This is a genomic window from Janthinobacterium sp. 67 (assembly GCF_002797895.1).
Classification (GTDB): Bacteria; Pseudomonadota; Gammaproteobacteria; order Burkholderiales; family Burkholderiaceae_D; genus Janthinobacterium.
In genome coordinates this window covers 1,712,288-1,729,604 of record NZ_PGES01000001.1, presented here as the reverse complement: position 1 = coordinate 1,729,604, position 17,317 = coordinate 1,712,288, and the positions used below count along the sequence as shown (strand labels likewise).

At 62.4% G+C, this 17,317-nt stretch carries 11 protein-coding genes, 1 tRNA gene and 1 pseudogene; all 13 read right to left on the bottom strand.

The genetic code is table 11. The features are described 5' to 3' along the window. Positions 1-24: 24 nt before the first annotated feature. Positions 25-5,067, bottom strand: a complete 5,043-nt coding sequence (locus tag CLU90_RS07720) for a diguanylate cyclase domain-containing protein (RefSeq protein WP_100427609.1) — start codon at positions 5,065-5,067, stop codon at positions 25-27. 325 nt (positions 5,068-5,392) lie between these two features. Then, the gene (locus CLU90_RS29665; protein WP_175539330.1) at positions 5,393-5,554 is read right to left on the bottom strand and encodes a hypothetical protein; all 162 of its coding nucleotides are present in this window, start codon (positions 5,552-5,554) and stop codon (positions 5,393-5,395) included. A 49-nt stretch (positions 5,555-5,603) separates the two neighbouring features. Then, complete coding sequence (locus CLU90_RS30105) at positions 5,604-5,774, bottom strand: phage tail protein (protein ID WP_269800057.1); 171 nt, start codon at positions 5,772-5,774, stop codon at positions 5,604-5,606. A 486-nt stretch (positions 5,775-6,260) separates the two neighbouring features. Then, positions 6,261-6,818: a hypothetical protein gene (locus tag CLU90_RS07715; RefSeq protein WP_100427608.1), complete on the bottom strand. Its 558-nt coding sequence runs from the start codon at positions 6,816-6,818 to the stop codon at positions 6,261-6,263. Positions 6,819-7,081: 263 nt separating this feature from the next. Continuing rightward, entirely contained in the window at positions 7,082-7,759 is a 678-nt protein-coding gene (locus CLU90_RS29175) for a hypothetical protein (protein ID WP_157808773.1), read from the bottom strand. A gap of 112 nt (positions 7,760-7,871) precedes the next feature. Continuing rightward, positions 7,872-8,468 (bottom strand): hypothetical protein, encoded by a 597-nt coding sequence (locus CLU90_RS29170; RefSeq protein WP_157808772.1) that lies wholly within the window; start codon positions 8,466-8,468, stop codon positions 7,872-7,874. Positions 8,469-9,118: 650 nt separating this feature from the next. Continuing rightward, positions 9,119-9,469: a hypothetical protein gene (locus tag CLU90_RS30210; RefSeq protein ID WP_442906736.1), complete on the bottom strand. Its 351-nt coding sequence runs from the start codon at positions 9,467-9,469 to the stop codon at positions 9,119-9,121. A 478-nt stretch (positions 9,470-9,947) separates the two neighbouring features. Further along, positions 9,948-10,361: pseudogene (locus CLU90_RS30205) on the bottom strand (relaxase/mobilization nuclease domain-containing protein); the annotation flags it as partial. Continuing rightward, positions 10,351-10,743: a plasmid mobilization protein gene (locus CLU90_RS07700; protein WP_100427605.1), complete on the bottom strand. Its 393-nt coding sequence runs from the start codon at positions 10,741-10,743 to the stop codon at positions 10,351-10,353. The pseudogene CLU90_RS30205 and the gene CLU90_RS07700, both read right to left, overlap by 11 nt. 319 nt (positions 10,744-11,062) lie before the next feature. Continuing rightward, the gene (locus CLU90_RS07695) at positions 11,063-12,271 is read right to left on the bottom strand and encodes a tyrosine-type recombinase/integrase (protein ID WP_100427604.1); all 1,209 of its coding nucleotides are present in this window, start codon (positions 12,269-12,271) and stop codon (positions 11,063-11,065) included. Between the two features lie 173 nt (positions 12,272-12,444). Then, a tRNA-Leu gene (locus CLU90_RS07690) sits at positions 12,445-12,531 on the bottom strand. Between the two features lie 82 nt (positions 12,532-12,613). After that, on the bottom strand, positions 12,614-14,899 hold the full coding sequence (locus tag CLU90_RS07685) for a TonB-dependent receptor (RefSeq protein ID WP_100429398.1): 2,286 nt from the start codon (positions 14,897-14,899) through the stop codon (positions 12,614-12,616). Positions 14,900-15,337: 438 nt separating this feature from the next. Next, positions 15,338-17,068, bottom strand: coding sequence for a methyl-accepting chemotaxis protein (locus CLU90_RS30100; protein WP_100427603.1), 1,731 nt, complete (start codon positions 17,066-17,068; stop codon positions 15,338-15,340). Positions 17,069-17,317 lie beyond the last annotated feature (249 nt).

Sequence of the window (17,317 nt, the reverse complement as noted above, 5' to 3'; positions counted from 1 at the left end):
ACGCAGCCTGGCGCCGCATGCCGGTCAGCCGGGCGGCAGCACCCTGAGCTCGACGCAATTGCGTCCCGCATCCTTGGCGTGGTACAGCGCGGCATCGGCCAGGCGCAGCAGGGTGTCCGGATCGGCGGCGCCCGGTGCCGACTGGACCGCGATGCCGACGCTGATCGTCACCTGCAGCGCATCCGCGCTCACGTGCGCGATGCCCAGCTCTTCGATGGCGCGCCGCAGCGCTTCGCCGATCTGGCGCGCTTCATCCGCCCCGGTGTTCGGCAGCACGATCGAAAACTCTTCGCCGCCGTAGCGCGCCGTCAGGTCGCCCGCGCGCCGCATGCCGGCCGCCAGCGCCTGCGCGACCCGGATCAGGCATGCGTCGCCGGCCTGGTGGCCGTGACGGTCATTGAAACGCTTGAAATAGTCGACATCGAGCATGACGACGGCAAGCGGCTGGCCGACGCGCGTGGCACGCGCACATTCGGCGCGCAGCACGTCGTCGAAATGGCGCCGGTTCGCCAGGCCCGTCAGGCCGTCGGTGATGGACAGGGTCGCCAGCTTGCGGTTGGCGTCTTCCAGCTGTTCCGTGCGTTCGGCAACGCGCCGTTCGAGACTGTCGTGCAGCCTGGCGCTGGAGATCGAAATCATCGCCTGCGCACCGAGCATGCGCAGGAACGCGACGCGTTCTTCCGTGAACGACGCTTCGGCCAGCCGGTTCTCGAAGTACAGGATGCCGCCGATCTGGCCGCCATGCCGGATCGGCAGGCACATGACGGCGCGCGGCCGCTGCAGCTGCACGTACGGGTCGGCGGCAAAGCGCGAGGCGCCCGTGATGCAATCCTCGATCACCTCGGCGCCGGTGCGCACGACGTAGCGCAGCAGCGATAGCGGAAACTGCGGGTCGCTGGAGGCGTTCAGGTCAAGCTGGCGTGATTGCAGGACGGTGACGGCATCACCATCGATATTGGCCTCGAGCTGATAGCTGCCTTCGGATAGCAGCAGCAGGCGCGCCACCTGCGCGCCGGCGTTTTCACACACGATGGCAATTAGGCGCGTCAGCACATTGCGCAGGCCCACTTCGTTCGACAGGATCTGCGACGCTTTCAGCAGCGACACCAGATCGAGCGCGGAACTGCCTTGCGTATGGGGGCCAGGCTGCGGCTGCGTGCCGCGGCCGTCGACCCTTGACAGCAGCGCGCCGTGGCGCGCCCGCAGTTGCGCCACCTTGCCCTGCGCGCCCCACTGATCGTAATGCGCGATGGCGTCCCTGATGAAGACGCCGGCCACGCGCGCATGTCCCTGGTCGAGCCAGCATTCGCCGCACAGTTCATTGCCCAGCGCCTGCATGTTGACGTAGCCGGCCAGGCCGGCCGCGTCGATCGCCTGCTGGTAATGACGCGTGGCCAGCTGCAGCTCTTCCCGGTAGCGTGCCATCTCGGCCAGCACCAGCAGATGTTTGGCAGCGCTATTGTCCGAGCCGTGCCTGGCCCATTCAGTGAGGTTTTCCTGCAGCGTACCGATCACGGTGAGCATGCCGCCAGCATCGGGGCGCGCAGGATTGCGCCGCAAGGCGCGGATCAGGATCAGCGCGGCGTAGAAGCTGCACTCGGCAACCTTGGCCTGGCCGCGCATGATCTGGGTGACGTTGCCGAGCTGGCCGGCCAGCAGCTCGGCGTCGGCGCCGTCGAACAGGTAGGCGTTGCGTATCTTCCCCTGCAGGAAGTAGGCGCGGTACAGGTGCGAGCCGCCATACTGATCGAGGAAGCGCGCCTCGCTGAAGGTGGCATCGTCGTAGCTGTCGTGGCGGGGCAGGAGGCCCATCAGGCATTTGATCGGCTGGATCGCGGCGGCGACGCAGCAATCGGCCATCGCCTGCTGCCCGTTGGCGCGCATCAGCGCCAGGTCGTGCTCGATGTCGTGCATCAGGTGCGGCAGGTAGTCGCCGAGGATGAGCCGGTCGGTGGCGCGCACGGCCGCCACCACGCCGACCTGCACGAAATCGGCGATTTCCAGCGCCCAGCCAAACGCCTCTTCGTACAGCGCGTCGGAGCTGCGCAGCGGCTGCGTCCAGTGGTTGCTGAGCGCGCCGAACATCAGGCCCGTGAGCGTGCGCGTCTGCAGGTTGGCACGGCGCCTGGCCAGCGCCATCGCCATTGCGCCGAATTTGTAGCCGCGCGCGATGTCGCCGCTGTACAGCGCCACCATCATCGCGTAGCCGACATAGGCGACGGCGCTGAAATCGCTGTTCCCCCGCTGTATGGACAGCCGCGTCATCGACACTACCATCAGCGCGCTGAGATCCTGCTGGCCGGCGTAGTAGCTGGCCATCCACAGGCCCTGCATCATCTGCATCGCGGCCACCGCGTCCGGCTCGCACATCTCATCGGCCGCCAGCAAGGTGTCGGGCGCCTGCGCGCCAGGCTGCCGCCCGATGTCGGCGAGGATATCGGCGAAGCGCGCCTTCATCTGCGCCACGTCGTGCGGAATGTCGATCTGCAGCAGCGCCAGGCCGTCGCGCTGCACGGCGATGGCGTCGAGTAGGCGGCCCTGTAACTGATACTGGTGCGCCTGGATGGCAATGCAGCGCGCATGCTGCAGCGGCGTCAGGGGGCGGGCGCGCACCAGTGGGTAGATCGCTTCGGCGGCATCGAACTGGCCGCACAGGTAGGCCGCTTCGGCCGCGCCCAGCTGCAGGTCGAGCCAGAGGCCGGCGTGGGCGCCCCATGCCGGCGCAGGCAGCAGGTCGAGACCTGTGCGCATGTGCTCGAGGGTGGACTGGAACGCGGCGGACCGCCGTGCCTTGACGCCGGCCTGCAGATTGAGCGCCGCCAGCTGTACGCGCTCGTCCGCATCATTGATCAGCGCGCGGCCCGCATTGAGCTGTTCGACGGTCTCGAACAGCGTTTCGTCGATACGTTCCGGCGCCGCATGCCGCAGCAGCAAGCGGCCGATGAGGAGATGGTTGGCCGCGCGCGCAGCGTCGCCGGCGACCAGGTAGGCGGCCTGCTGCACCCGGTCGTGCAGGAAGCGGTAACTGACGCCGCTGTTGGCGGCATCGGTGTCGCCATCGAGGTACTTATAGCGTTCGTCGAGCGGCTGGATCAATCCTGCACTAAGCGCCGGCCACAGGTCTTGCTGCGTTTTCCGGGGCGCGCGGCCCACTGCCAGCGCGAGCGTGTCGAGCGCGAAGCGGTTGCCGCACGAGGCGGCCAGTTGCAGCAGGTGCTGCGTCACCGTGGGCAGGCGGCGGATTTTCTCCAGCAGCACCTCGACCACGTTGTCGGTATATCCGGCCTGCTCTATCGCGGGCAGGTCCCAGTCCCAGCAATCGCCGGCGGCCCGGTAGCGCAGCTGGCCCGTCTCATTGAGCGAAGCGAGAAACTGGTTGAGGAAAAACGGATTGCCGGCCGTCTTGCGGTAGCAAATGCTGGTCAGCGGCGCGCAGTCGGGGGGCGCCACGCGCACGGTGGCCGAGACCATTTGCGCGACCTGCGGCTCGGTCAGCGCGCCCAGCAACAGCGTGGACAGGCGCACGTCACGGGCAAGCAGCTTGTCGCGCAAGGCGATGAGCGGATGCGCGGCGCTCACTTCATTGTCGCGGTAGGCGCCGATGAACAGCAGGCAGCTCTTGTCGCAGGAGACCATCAGCAGTTCGATCATCCGCAAGGTAGCCGCATCGGCCCATTGCAGGTCGTCGAGGAACAGCACCAGCGGATGCCCGGCGCAGGCGAATACCTCGACGAAGCGGGGGAAGAGGCGGTCCAGGCGTAGCTGGGCCTGTGCCGGCGCCGACGCAGGCATCGGGTCGGTGGGGCCGACGATCAACGCCAGTTGGGGAATCAGCTCGACCAGCATGCCGATGCCGCTGCCCAGCGCCGCATGCAGTTTGGCGGACCACTGGCGCAGCGTTTCCTCGGGCTGGCCGAGCAGCTGGCGCACCAGCCCCTGGAAGGCCTGGATCAGCGAAGCATACGGCACGTCGCGCTGGAGCTGGTCAAATTTCCCGGACAGGAAACAGCCGCGCCGCGCGATGATGGGCTTTTGCACTTCGTTGACGACGGCGGACTTGCCGATGCCCGAATGGCCGGCCACCAGCAGCATCTCGCACCTGCCCGCGGCGCTGCGCTCAAACGCCGCCAGCAGCTCGGCGATGGCATCCTCGCGCCCATGCAGCGTTTGCGGCACGAGGAAGCGGCCGTTGTGGTCGGACAGCTTGAGCGCCTGCGCCGGCTGTTGCGCGCGGCAGGCTTCGAGGTCGCTGCGCAAGCCTTGCAAGCTCTGGTAGCGCTGATCGGCATTTTTTTCCAGCAGCCGCTGGATGATCGGCAGCAACTGGCCAGGCAAATTTTCCAGCGCCGGGTGCGACCAGTCGGGACTGCGCGCAATGTGGCAGTGCACGAGTTCCATCTCGTCGTCCGTCTCGAATGGCGCCTGGCCGGCCAGCAGTTCGTAGAAGGTGGCGCCCAGCGCATAGAAATCGGCGCGCCAATCGACCCGCCGGTTCATGCGTCCCGTCTGTTCCGGCGCCATGTAGCGCAGCGTGCCTTCCAGCGTCTGCAGATTGACGATGCCCTGGCTTTCGTAGGGCAGTTCGCAGGCGATGCCGAAATCGATCAGCTGCAGCAGGCGCCGCTCGCCATTCCACACCAGGTTCGAGGGATTGATGTCCTTGTGGATCACGCCCTGACGATGGACCTCTTCCAGCGCCGCGCACAGTTGCAGGGCGATGTCGAAAAAGTCATCCAGCGCCAGTGCGGGCTGCGACGGCGTCCTGCGCGCCGCCACCTGCGCGCGCAACACCTGGCCGAGCGCCTGGCCGCCGGTATCTTCGAGGACCATCGTCCAGCACCCGCCGTGCAGCTGCAGCGCCAGCGGATGCGCCACGCCAGGATGACGGCAGTGGCGCGCGATCGCATACTCGCGCTTGAATTGCGCCAGTTGCTGAAAGGAGGGGAAGGGCTGATTGGGCTTCTTGACGATCAGCGCGGCGCCATCCGCAGCCCTGGCGCGATAAACCCGTGAGCGGGCACCGCTGTGCAGCTGTTTGATGATCTCGTGATCGAAAAGGGAGCGCATGGGCTGGGCTAGCAGTACACAGACGGTTGCGGGAGCCTGAAGGCGCACATTTCGGAATGTTACTTGATTGTAAGTATTATATCAGCAGGGAACCGTGGGGGAGCCAGCGGGCTGATGGGGAGTGTTGTAAAAATGCCAGTGGGGGAGGGAATTGATCGGGGTGGAGGTCGCGGTAAAGCGGGAGTGGCGGACGTGCCGAACGTGTTGGAAATGGAAGAGGGATGAGTGGATGCTGCTTACCGGTCAGGTGCAGGCGCGCGCCTTGGCCTCGCCGACCTCGGCGATGGTGCCCAGACGGATCAGCTAAAATTTTAGAAAAACATTCTCACCCTAAAAAAATCACAAGGAGAATCATTGTAATAATTCCACTTATTACAAAACCCCAATATATTATTCTCTCGGAATTGGACATTTCATCGAGACGTTGCCCTAGATTTTTTGTGAGAATATTTTTATATAATTCTTTAGGACTTTTCTTCTTATCCATATTTTCGTCCCCTGGAAATTTTTTTACCAAATTGCACTGGTGGACTTTCTCAAGCGGCCAGGGCCACCATGACGGCGCCGGCGTCGCCCGCGTCATCGGTGACGATCAGATGGAGCTTGAAGCGGTATTCGAATGAAAGCGAGGCGATGCTATTAGCCATCACGTTACCCTCGTCGGCAAAAGATAAGCTAGAGGTCGGGCGCGCCCAGCGCGATGCCATATCTACCGCTTGTTGAGGCGTAATCATGACGTAAATTTGGCGTAATCGCTACCGGTTTTTGTCGGGTTTAATCTGGATCAGGGGAGTGGCGAGACGTAAAAAAGCCACTAACCCCTTGGGAGTTAATGGCTTTTTGATGTTTCTGAATCCTGTGCGCTGGTGCCGGAGCCGGAATCGAAAACCGCTCTGTTAACTCAGCCAATATCCAAAAATACCATCATAAATACCATCATTGGAGAAAAAGTTCTTCGTTACCATTCCACCTGGAGCGGTTGCTGGTGACTTCAGACAAATAGTCTAGTACAAAAAACGTCAAATGCTAGTACTCGCGTTGAAGTTTTTTTGACTTTGTATTTTCGTTCCTGCAAGCATCAGCAGTGAGGGAATACCTTCTTGAAAAGCATGGCCGAAACTACTGCGATTTTTTGAGGTGGCTGCTTCTGTATTGCGGTGTCCGCTTACGCCCCAAAGCGGAAGTTGCCGCGCTCACTTTCCGTTGTCGATGCGGAGTTCGTTGATCGCCTTAACTGATGACTTCAAAGTATCGTTCTGAACATTGGATTGGCCGAAGGTATGAAAACAGTATCCTTCTTTGCCGAGTACGAGGAGGTACATTTCTCCTTGGGTCGGAATTCCATGGTAGCTGCCCGACCACTTGGCCCTTGCCATCGAATTCACTCCGACCTTCACCCGCTCAATAGACGAAACCTGCCAGCCTTGTACGTTCGTGCTAAACGTGTGCAGTAAGCCTTTTAGGAAATGCGTCGCAACTTCATACCTGACCTTCTCAGTTAGATCGGGACGCGCTTCTGGAGTAACGACTCTCGTTAGCTGGAGGAGAGTCGGCGGTATACCTTTCTGCGAAAAGTAGACGTGCAGTTCAGACGAGGGATTGGGGGAGGTACGATCTGGCCCATTAAGCCCCATCGGCATATCAATGACGACCTGCCCGATACGAGCGGGCGCCGACTGCTGATCACTCGCGGCGGTCGAACAAGTGTGAACGGCGAAGGTAATGAGCAACACTATTAAACGAAGGATCATATTCAAACATTAAGAGTTTTAAGCGGCGTGGGAGAGGTGCTGGGAACCGCTCAGCCAAGATTCGTCCACGCTACTTTGAGCGTCTGCTTCTGGCCGGTAGCGGCACCAGAGCATAGCGGATTGCCAATCAGAAAATCTCACACATTGTCACGCTGCTTCGAATGGCCGCTGCTGGCCGATTGTACTCGTTCACTAAGCATCCGCCGCGTAGCTGACATCGGGTTGGCCATTGATAACATGGTCGCGCCAGCCGTGGTCCCAGTTCACTTCGCCGCGCAGCGCCTAACAAGTTCATCTCGATGCTCGAAGAAACGCATGTTTTTCATCGCAAAGGTAGTTCCACACTTTGTACACAAACAAGCCTTTGCCTCGGTAAAGGTACTCTCCTCGCCAACCGCACCGCATTCCTGACATAGCCAAACCCATGGGAATTTCTCGGAAAGAGGTAACGTGCAAAGGGCGATGAACTGCTGCGCGACCATGCGTATGCAGTCATCGGATTTCTTAAGGTCCAATGTGCCATTGAAGCAAATGTAATCTGATCTTCTTCTTTCTATCGGCTCAAGGTCACGTGAAAGGTCTATCCAAATCCAATGAATATACGGTTCATTGTGATCGTCTGCGAGAGTCAGCATTTCAATCAAGCAGTCCCACGGTTGCGTAATACCACGCAACATTCGCTCGCATAAGCTGCTTGAATATGCGCAAAGAGCGACGTACCATTCACTCTGCAATTCGAGCCCCAGGTCGCCTACGCATGACAGAAATAACCGTTCAACTTGATCAGGATCAATATAGGCATCCCAGCGGTAGGCCGCCAACTCCCAAATGCTGGGGACGTCACGACCTCCTTCAAGCAACTCATTTGCCCAATCAACATAGGCGTCAGCTTTTAGCTGCCGATCATCAATTCTTCTAAAAGCTAGTTCCGCGAAATCCACTTATGCTCCTTGCAGGGTTTCGGTCTCCGTGGCTAGGTGCTCGGGTCAGCTAACCACTGTCTGCAACTGGCCGAAAACGGCACTTCAATAATAATCATGCAAGTAATTCCGTTCAGAACTCATTTGCTACGTACAAGTCTGCAGGTAACGAACTAGGCGAAAGCTCAAGCAGTGCCGGTGGGATAAATTCAATATTGCTCGCCGTATCTTGGTCTAGGCAAGAGTAATCAACCAGAAAATGAGCAACGTGGCTAAGATAATGGATGACCAGATTCCGGTATGGCTCACTTACTCGAGCATGAGTGACTGCCAAAAGCGCATCGTATGACCTCTTCAGAAAGATTGGAATCACGGAGTAGTTCTTGCTCAAGAATAGAGCCGTAACTTGGTTCACATAGCACACTAACCCATAAGTCGGACTAGCCATGCGGTAGCATTGGTCTGGCACCAAACTCGGCGCATTGATGTATTCCTGGAAGCGTTTGATCTCACTGCGTGCTTCCTTGGCACCTTCATTCAAATTACCCACGTCATATCCCTTTAAGCACATATGCGTCAATGTCTGCTGCTGGCCGGTTGCCGTCGTTGACCGGTTGAATCCGCAGCCGATAGCCGCCCCCCCCGAGAATAGCAAATTGTCAAACGGAAAACTACACGTATTATTACGCCCGTGCAAATGATTCCCCACGCGCCAGACAGTCGCCGCCATGTCGAAATGCAAGCGGGAACGCCGCTGCCCAGGCCGCCAGCACCGGTATGCCGGTTATCTGGCGCGTCCGCCTGAGCGCTTCCGGACGGCGCCCTGCGGCATGGCCAGTCTGGGCGGTGGCGACGGGTCAGGCGGGTGCGCCATGCGCTCCAGGCCGGTTGCTGCGGCGGCTGCCACTGCTCCACTCGATGCGTGCAGCAGCGCATAGCGTGCCGCTTGCCCTTCGGCCATGGCCGATGCGTGGCAGGTCAATCCGGCCAGCGCGCCACATTCGGCAACCGTGATGGCGCTGCCACTGCGGCAAAGGTCGGATGCCAGGCGGGATGCCGCCTGGCCGCGCAAGGCGTCGGCGACTGGGTGCACGGACAGTTTGATCCAGGCCTGGAAGCGGCCATGCTGCACTTCCACCACGGCGGCGCTGTGCCAGCCGCGCGCGTCCAGGCGCTGCAAGTCGTCTTGTTGCAGGCCGTCGAGCAACACCAGGCCATGCTGGCCTGCCGGCCGCAGGGTGACGTCGTAGCCGCGCGCATTCATGCGCTTGAGCCAGGCCAGGCTGCGCAGCAGTTCCAGCCCGCTCCACTGCCGCGTCTCTTGCTTGCCGTCCCTTGCCTGCACCAGCCTGACGATGAACTGCGCGCAGCCCAGTGCCGTCATTTGCCCGCGCACGGCTTCCAGGCTGCGGTCGCGGGCCGGATCAGCGCGGCCAGCTGCTGCGCGTCCAGCACGTTCTGCAGCCTGGGGGCAGGTGCCAGACAGAGCCACAATGCGCTGGCGAGCAGCCCCGTCATCATGCCCACCAGCGCGGCCAGCAGGTACTGGCGCTGCGACAGCGTACGGCTGCTGCAGTCGATTGCCTGGACGCTCTCGCGTGCCGCTTGCTCCGCGCTGCGCCAGGCGCTCGTCGCCGTCTCGATCTGGCGCCGGAACTGTTCCCCCTGGCGCGTGCCGTCGAGGCCCAGCTGCTGCATCGTCTGGCGCGTCTCGTCCGTCAGTGCCGCCATCGCCTGCGCTAGCGGCTCCAGAAGCGCCGCCAGTTCCTCGGCGCTGGCCAGCTTCGCCTGGTGCAGCTGCGCCATTTTGCACGCCAGCGCGTCCAGCTGCGCCGTGTTCTCGGCAGTGGCCAACTGCCGCAAGGTCTCGCTCTTTGTCATAGTGGACTCCTCGTTTCGCCAATCCCATGGGACTGTATCCGCGTCCCAGGTCGCTGCCCTTCATCAGCACGCCATCGAGGCGGTAGGACAGGCCCGCCAGGGTGCTGTCATTGCGCTGCGTTACAGGCACCAGCGCCACGCCCGCCGCCGCCAGGCGCTGCATGAAAGCGGTAAAACTGGCGCAGCCGGTGATGGCGGCGTCGCACAGCTGCTGCAGGCGCTGCCGCGTCGAGGCGACGCCGGTGCGCAGGCCTGCCTCGATTTCGCCCCGGCTCGCCGCGCGGCGCGGCGCCTCGACGGAGGGGCGCAGCTGCTGCAGGCCGAAGTCGCGTTCGACCGCGCGCATGATGATTTCCTGGCGCCGGTAGTCGTGGCTGTCGCTGGCCACGCCGCCATCGCAGCGCACGCGGTTGACCAGCAGGTGCACGTGTTCATGCCGGGTGTCGGCATGGCGCGTCAGCAGGTACTGGTTGTCGTCCAGGCCCATGCCCGCCAGATAGCGGCCCGCGATCTGCGTCCACTGTGCGTCGGACAGCTGCTCTCCCGGCGCGGCCGACAGCGACACGTGCAGCACCGCCTTGCCCAAGCCTGGGCGCAGCTTGCGCACGGCGCCGAATTCCTGCGCCAGTTCGCGCGGCGTGCGGCCGGTCATGTTGCTGTCGATCACGCGCGCCTGCTCCTTGCCCAGGTCATACGCCAGCACGCCGCGAAAGCCGCGTCCCTTGATGGCCTTAGCGATCATCGTCCTGCTCCTTCACGCCCAAGAGTGCCAGTCGCAGGCGGCGCGTTTCCGCGATCAGCCGCTGCAGCAGGGCGTCGTTCACGGCGACGCGGCCACCCTCGTTGGCGAGATGGGTCAACTGATTCAGGTTGGACGCCAGGCGGGCCAGTTCCACGTAGTGTTCGCGGTTGATGGCGGCGACGGGTGGCGGGGGCAAGACGCGCGCCAGCGCTGCGGCGCGCAGCCATTGCGCGGGACGCATCTGCATGCGGGCGGCGCGTTCCAGCAGCGCCGCATGTTCGGCGGCCGAGACGCGCACGCCGATGGTGGCGCCGCGCACGGCGGCCGGGTCGCCCTTCGGGCGGCCGCCTTGTCGCTTGCGTGGCGTGGTCTCGGCGTGCATCGATGCTCCTGGCGTGGTGGGCGAGCGCAGCGAGGATGGCCCCGCAGGGCAAGCCGGTTTGAGCGAAGCGAAAACATGGCTTGCTCCTCGCCAGCCCACGCGCCCGCGGCTCCCCGCCTTTGAATGTAGCCGCGGGCCAGCCGCTTTTCTTACGCGATATCAAACAGCGCGGGCGCTGTCGCGAAACAGGACGACGGCGGATGTGGGTGGACGCACGCCGTGTCGCCTATCGTGGCGCGGCGACGACATGCGCGCGTGGCGCGGCACCTGTTCCGGCCAGCGCCGCCGCTGGTTTTCTTTCTCCAGGCGGGCGTCGCCGTCAGGCTGGAGGCGTGGCGACGCCGTCGCGCAGGGCGTCGAGATAGTCGGCCCAGCGCTGCATCATGGCGCGGCGCGCAGGCAGGTGCGCCGTGCGGTTGTAGGCGCGCCCGTTCGGGTCGATGACGCTGTGCGCCAGCTGGTGCTCGATCAGGTCCACGCGCTCTTGCAGCACTTCGTCGAGGATGGTGCGGGCCATGGCGCGGAAACCGTGGCCGGTCATGACTTCCTTGGCATAGCCCAGGGAACGCAGCGCCGCATTTATGGTGTTTTCGCTCATGCAGCGCTGGCCGCTGCGCAGGCCGGGAAACACATAGCGGCCTTCGCCGGTGACTGGCTGCAGCGCGCGCAGGATCGCCACGGCCTGTGTCGGCAGCGGCACCAGGTGTTCGAGCTGCATTTTCATTTTCCTGGCCGGGATGCGCCACTCGGCGGCATCGAGATTGATTTCGCTCCATTCGGCGGCGCGCAGTTCGCCGGGACGCACGAACAGCATGGGCGCCAGTTTCAGCGCCGCCACCGCCGTGGCGTGGCCCTGGTAGCCGTCGATGGCGCGCAGCAGCGGCGCGACATCGCCCGGTTCCGTCAGTGCCGGGTAGTGCGTTCTTGGCACCGGCGTCAATGCGCCTTTCAGGTCCGCCGTGACGTCGCGCTCGACGAGGTCCATCGCCACGCCGAAGCGCAGCACCTGGCCGCACAGCTGCTTGATGCGGTGCGCCGAATCGATCGCGCCGCGCGCCTCGACGCGCTGCACCACGCGCAGCACGTCGCGCGGGCGGATGGTGTTGAGCGGCATCTTGCCCAGGTAGGGGATGACGTCGCCTTCGAGCCAGTTGCCGACTTTCTTTTGCGTACTGGCGCTGCCGTTGCGCTGGATGGTGAGCAGCCACTGGCGCGCCAGCTTGTCGAAGGTGTTCAGGGCGGCGCTGCGCTGCTCGGCCTTCTGCGCGCGCTTGACGCCGTTCGGATCGATTCCTTCGGCCAGCGCCTTGCGCGCGTCTTCGGCCTTGCGCCGCGCCTGGGCCAGGCTCACGCGGGGGTAGACGCCGAACGCCAGCGTTTTTTGCTTGCCTGCATGGCGGTAATTCATGCGCCAGTACTTGCCCGTACGGGTGACCAGCAGGTACATGCCGTACAGGTCGGGATACTTGTCGCCGCTGGGCGTGCCCTTGTAGACGGCATGGCGGATAAGCAGATCGGACAGTGGCATGGCGCACTCCCTGATGGTATTTTTTTAGAGAAAATCCCAAATCCAGCAAAAAGTACCAACAAAATTCATCGCTTTGAATGTACGCCGATGGACAAACATGGACAACAAAAAACCCGCTCTCCTATGACGAAGGCGGGTTTTTGGACGTTCTTGGATTTTTACGGCTGAGTTCTTGGTGCCCGGAGCCGGAATCGAACCGGCACGCCCTTACAGGCGGGAGATTTTAAGTCTCCAGTGTCTACCAGTTTCACCATCCGGGCAGCGCGGCGAGATTCTAGCACAGGTGATGCTCAATACGCCATCTTGTGCCTGAGCCACGCTGTCCGGTTTATCTACCCGCCATCAAAACGTCGCCTTGAACTGCACCCCATACGTGCGCGGTTCGTTGACGATGCCCGTCAGGTTGTCGAAATCGATCGCGCCCAGCGACTGGATCTGGTTGGTGATGTTGCGCCCGTATGCGGAGACTTCGTATTTGTCCCATTTGTAGCCGACGCGCAAGCCGCCTTCGAGCAGTTCCTTGGCCTTGTATTCCTTCGCTTCATACAGGAAGAAATTGTAGCTGGTGCGATACGCCCAGTCCGTGTAGGCGTAGAACTCGCCGTTGGCCAGGGGAATGCTGTACTTCAGGGTGAAGTTGGTTTGCCATTCCGGCGCGCGCGGCAGCGGGTTGCCGTCGATGTAGGCCGTGCCCTTGAACGGGCCCAGCGGATCGGTGACGGTGCAGCCGCTGGCCGGGTTGTTTTGCGCGTTGCCGCAGCTTTGCACGAACAGCTTCTTGTCCTGGATTTCCGTGTGGTTGTAGCTGCCGCCCAGGGTCATGCTGAGCGAATCGCTGAGGTTGGCCTGGAAGTCAAGTTCCACGCCACGGCCCGTGGCCTTGTCGGCGTTGATCAGCTGGTTCATGTTGACCGCGCCGCTGCCAGCCGTCAGTTGCTTGTCCTTGACCCGGTACTGGAAGACGGCCAGGCTCAGGCGCGCGCGCTTGTCGAACAGGTCTTGCTTGATGCCGGCCTCGACGGACAGGGCTTTTTCCGCGCCCGCAAACGAAGGGCGGTCGGCCAGGCCGTTCAGGCGGCCCTGCATCGACGGCGCGCGGTAGCCGGTGGCGATGCGCGCATAGGCGTTCGTTGCCGGCGTGAGCACATAGGTGCCGCTCAAATCCCAGCTGACGTTGTGCGAAGTGTCGTGCAGGTCGAAGGGGCCGGCCGTGGTCGCTTCCACGCGCTTGGCCGAGAAATCCTTCTTGTCGCTCGTGTAGCGCAGGCCGGCGCGCAGTTTCAGGGCGTCCGAGACCGTGTAGTTGAGCGAGCCGAAGGCCGCGTACGACTTCGAGCTCTGGTTTTGCGTGGCGTAGGCGCTGTTTTGCGGATTGCCGGGCGCCAGGCTGTCAAAGCTGATGCTGTCGATCTGGATATCTTCCTTGAAGTAGAACAGGCCGGCTATCCATTGCAGCGGGCCGCGGGCAGACGATTCGGCGCGGAATTCCTGCGAAATCTGCTTGTGGTTGGGGATCACGTCGGCCGTTTCCACGACGAAGGGGATGTAGCCTGGGCCCATCGGCGGCGCGTACACGGCGCCATAGCCGCCGTCGACGTCGGCGCGGCTGAAGAAATCGAGTTTTTCGTAGCCGGTGATCGAATGCAGGGTGACGCCGGGCAGGTCCCATTTCAGGCGCATGCTGCCGCCCTTGGTTTTCAGGTGCTGGCGGTTGATGCCGTCGGTCGGATAGTTATCGTAATCAAAACCGTCGACCAGGTCGTTGGTCCCCTGCTTGAGAATATTGGCGCGGAACAAGGTGGCCGTGCCGTCGAGGTTGCGCGCGTGCACGTTGAACAGGGCAGTGAAGTCGCGCGTGGGCTTGACCAATACCTGCAGGCGGGCGGCGCTGTCTTCATAGCCTTCGAAGTCGCGCGTGCCGGTGGGGCGCGGGTTGTGCACGCGGTCGTCGCGGCGCTGGGTCTGGCCGGAAAAACGCAGGGCCACGGTGTCGCTGACGGGCACGTTGAAGGCGCCTTCCAGATTCTTCATGCCATCCTTGCCGAAGCCGCCGCTCAGGTAGCCTTCCGTCTTGAAGACGGGCTTGGCGGAATCGAACTTGATCACGCCGGCCGGCGAGTTGCGGCCGAACAAGGTGCCTTGCGGCCCGCGCAGCACCTCGACCTGGTCGACGTCAAACACGGGAAAACCCTTGAGCATGGCGTTTTCCTGCACCACGTCATCCATCACCAGGCCCACCGGCTGCGAGGCGTTCAGGTCGAAGTCGGTATTGCCCAGGCCGCGAATGTAGAAGCGGGGGAAGGTGCGGCCATAATCGGACTCGACGGAGACGCTGGGCGAGCGGCTGTTGAGGAAGCGGATGTCGGCGCCGCCGGCCGTCAGGGTGTCGAGCTTGTCGCCCTTCAGGGTGGCGATGGACATCGGCACGTCCTTGATGTTTTCCGCGCGCCGCTGCGCCGTCACGATCACCGTTTCCAGCTGGCCAGGACCGGCCTGTGCCGCCGGAGCGGCAGGCGCGTCGGCCACTGGCGCCGGGACGCTGTCCTGCGCCATTGCCTGCAGAGGAAAGGCGGCAGCGATTGCCAGGGCAATCAGGGTGTGGCGTACTGTGCTGGCATGCGGTGTCATCATGAAACGGCTCCTGTCGGTCGAGGTTATTGGGGGCATGCAAGCTGGCGCTGGCCAGCTGAACGAAAAATCATGCTAGCACGGAAAGTTTTGGTATTCATGCCATTTTCCAGCGGCGACTATTCATATCCGTTTCGACTGAATGCACAAAAAAAATCGTATTTGTCGTCAATATCTGGCGGGTGCATAGTGGAGTGCCGGCAGGCTTGTGCGGGCGCAAAAACGGGCGGCTATGGCGATGGGGTTTCCTGCGGGAGCGCAAGAAGAGCGATGGTTTTTGCGGTGCTGCCCGTGCCAGGGCACTGGAAATACAACAGCTGCCGCGGATTTTTTTGGGGGAGGGGCGTGTTGTTGCCGCGCGACAGGGGAGGCGCCGCCGGCGGCTATCTCCCCGTGCAAGTGACGCCAGGCATGTGGCCGCATGCCCGGTTTGCTCAATTAAAACTCTTCCCAGTCGCCGGCCGTCACGGCTTCCGCTTGTACGGAACGGTGTTTTGCCGGTGCGGGCTGGCGCTTGACGCTGCTGCTGGCCGGCGCCGGTACCAGGCGCAGCGGCTTGTGGCTGGCACGTGCTGGCGCTGATACTGGCGCGGACGCCGCCACGTGGCTGTCGTGCGTCTTGAAGATGCTCACGGTTTGCACCAGGTGGCTGGCCTGGTCGCGCAAGGATTCGGCCGCGGCCGCCGCTTCTTCCACCAGCGATGCGTTTTGTTGCGTGACGCTGTCCATCTGCGTCACGGCCTGATTGATCTGCTCGATGCCGGCCGACTGTTCCTGGCTGGCCACCGTGATTTCAGCGATGATGTTGCTGACGCGGGCGACGCTGGCGACCACCTCGGACATCGTCGTGCCCGCCTGCGCCGCCAGCCGGGAACCGGCATCGACGCGGCTCACGGAATCGTCGATCAGCGCCTTGATTTCCTTGGCCGCGCTGGCGCTGCGCTGGGCCAGGCCGCGCACCTCGGTGGCCACGACGGCGAAGCCGCGGCCCTGTTCGCCGGCACGCGCCGCTTCCACGGCCGCATTCAGGGCCAGGATATTGGTCTGGAAGGCGATGCCGTCGATGACGCTGATGATGTCGACGATCTTGCGCGACGATTCGCTGATCAGCTCCATGGTGCCCATCACTTGTCCCACCACGGCGCCGCCCTTGCTGGCGACGTCCGATGCCGTTGTGGCCAGCACATTGGCTTCGCGGGCATTTTCCGCATTCTTGCGCACGGTGCTGGTCAGTTCTTCCATCGAGGAAGCGGTTTCTTCCAGTGAACTGGCTTGCTGTTCCGTGCGCAGCGACAGGTCGTTATTGCCGGTGGAAATTTCCTCGGCGGCCAGGGAAACCGTGTCGGAATCCTGGCGCACGGACGACACGACCGTGGTCAGCGACTCCTGCATGCGCTGCAGGGCCGACAGCACGCTGAGGTTATCGTTCTGTGCAACGCTGAGTTTGCCTGTCAGGTCGCCGGCGGCAAGCAGGCTGACGGCGTCGCACAGCTGCTTCGGTTCGGCGCCCAGCGCCTTGAGCAGGCTGCGCGTGATGAGCCAGCCGGCCAGGCCCGCCAGGACGATGGACAGCAAGCTGGCGCCGATGAGGATATTTCTGTTGAGAATGTAGCGTTCGTTGTCTTCCTGCAAGATGACGGCGGAACGCTGGTCCGTCAGGGCGAAATATTCATTGCTGGCGGCGACGAGGGCGGCCAGCAGCGGACGGCATTCCTCGTTCATCTTGACGATGGCCTGTTCGTTTTTCTTTTGCAGCGCCAGGTCCACGATGCCCAGCGCCACGGGAGCATAGCGCTTTTCGATGCCGTCGATCTTGTTGATGATGGCGCGCACGTCGTCCGACACCCCTGGCTGCTGGGCCAGCTGCAGCAGCTGCTGCATGTTCTTGACGACGTCGGCATGCGCCTGCAAGACCTGCTTGCGTTCGATTTCCAGGTCTTCCGGCTTGGTCACGAGCACCAGGTTCCTGGCCGCCACGGCACGCATGTCGATCGCATCACGTACGCGGTGCGCCGTGTTGGCGCGGGCCGTGATGCCGTTGACATACTGGTCAAAGCCCGTGTTGAAGGTGGAAAAACTCCGCACGGACAGGGTCGAGATGCCGATGAGGAAAAAGACCAGCAGGCCGAAAGCCAGAGTGAGCTGGGTGCGTACGGTGAATTTATCCATGATGTCTCTCCCAAAATACGTGTGACGATTAGAAAGGGGGCTTGCGCGGGGCGGGTGGCAGGCGCTTGCCTGGTAGCCTGTCGTTCCCTGCGCAGTGCTTCTCTATCCAAAACACGGATTCGTGGTGTGAGGATCGTTTTACTTAAAAACCAATTTCAATGATTTATTTGTTTTATTTATTAAATTCATTGTTGCACAAAAAATTCAGTAGATCAATCAAATTTTGCGTGCCAAAAAACAACTTTTTGA

What these genes read in the sequence shown, in the direction of transcription:
- CLU90_RS07720 (WP_100427609.1), bottom strand. Translation starts at nt 5,067, where the DNA reads ATGCGCTCCCTTTTCGATCACGAGATCATCAAACAGCTGCACAGCGGT.
- CLU90_RS29665 (WP_175539330.1), bottom strand. Translation starts at nt 5,554, where the DNA reads ATGGATAAGAAGAAAAGTCCTAAAGAATTATATAAAAATATTCTCACA.
- CLU90_RS30105 (WP_269800057.1), bottom strand. Translation starts at nt 5,774, where the DNA reads ATGGCATCGCGCTGGGCGCGCCCGACCTCTAGCTTATCTTTTGCCGAC.
- CLU90_RS07715 (WP_100427608.1), bottom strand. Translation starts at nt 6,818, where the DNA reads ATGATCCTTCGTTTAATAGTGTTGCTCATTACCTTCGCCGTTCACACT.
- CLU90_RS29170 (WP_157808772.1), bottom strand. Translation starts at nt 8,468, where the DNA reads ATGGCGGCGACTGTCTGGCGCGTGGGGAATCATTTGCACGGGCGTAAT.
- CLU90_RS30210 (WP_442906736.1), bottom strand. Translation starts at nt 9,469, where the DNA reads ATGGCGGCACTGACGGACGAGACGCGCCAGACGATGCAGCAGCTGGGC.
- CLU90_RS07700 (WP_100427605.1), bottom strand. Translation starts at nt 10,743, where the DNA reads ATGCACGCCGAGACCACGCCACGCAAGCGACAAGGCGGCCGCCCGAAG.
- CLU90_RS07695 (WP_100427604.1), bottom strand. Translation starts at nt 12,271, where the DNA reads ATGCCACTGTCCGATCTGCTTATCCGCCATGCCGTCTACAAGGGCACG.
- CLU90_RS07685 (WP_100429398.1), bottom strand. Translation starts at nt 14,899, where the DNA reads ATGACACCGCATGCCAGCACAGTACGCCACACCCTGATTGCCCTGGCA.
- CLU90_RS30100 (WP_100427603.1), bottom strand. Translation starts at nt 17,068, where the DNA reads ATGGATAAATTCACCGTACGCACCCAGCTCACTCTGGCTTTCGGCCTG.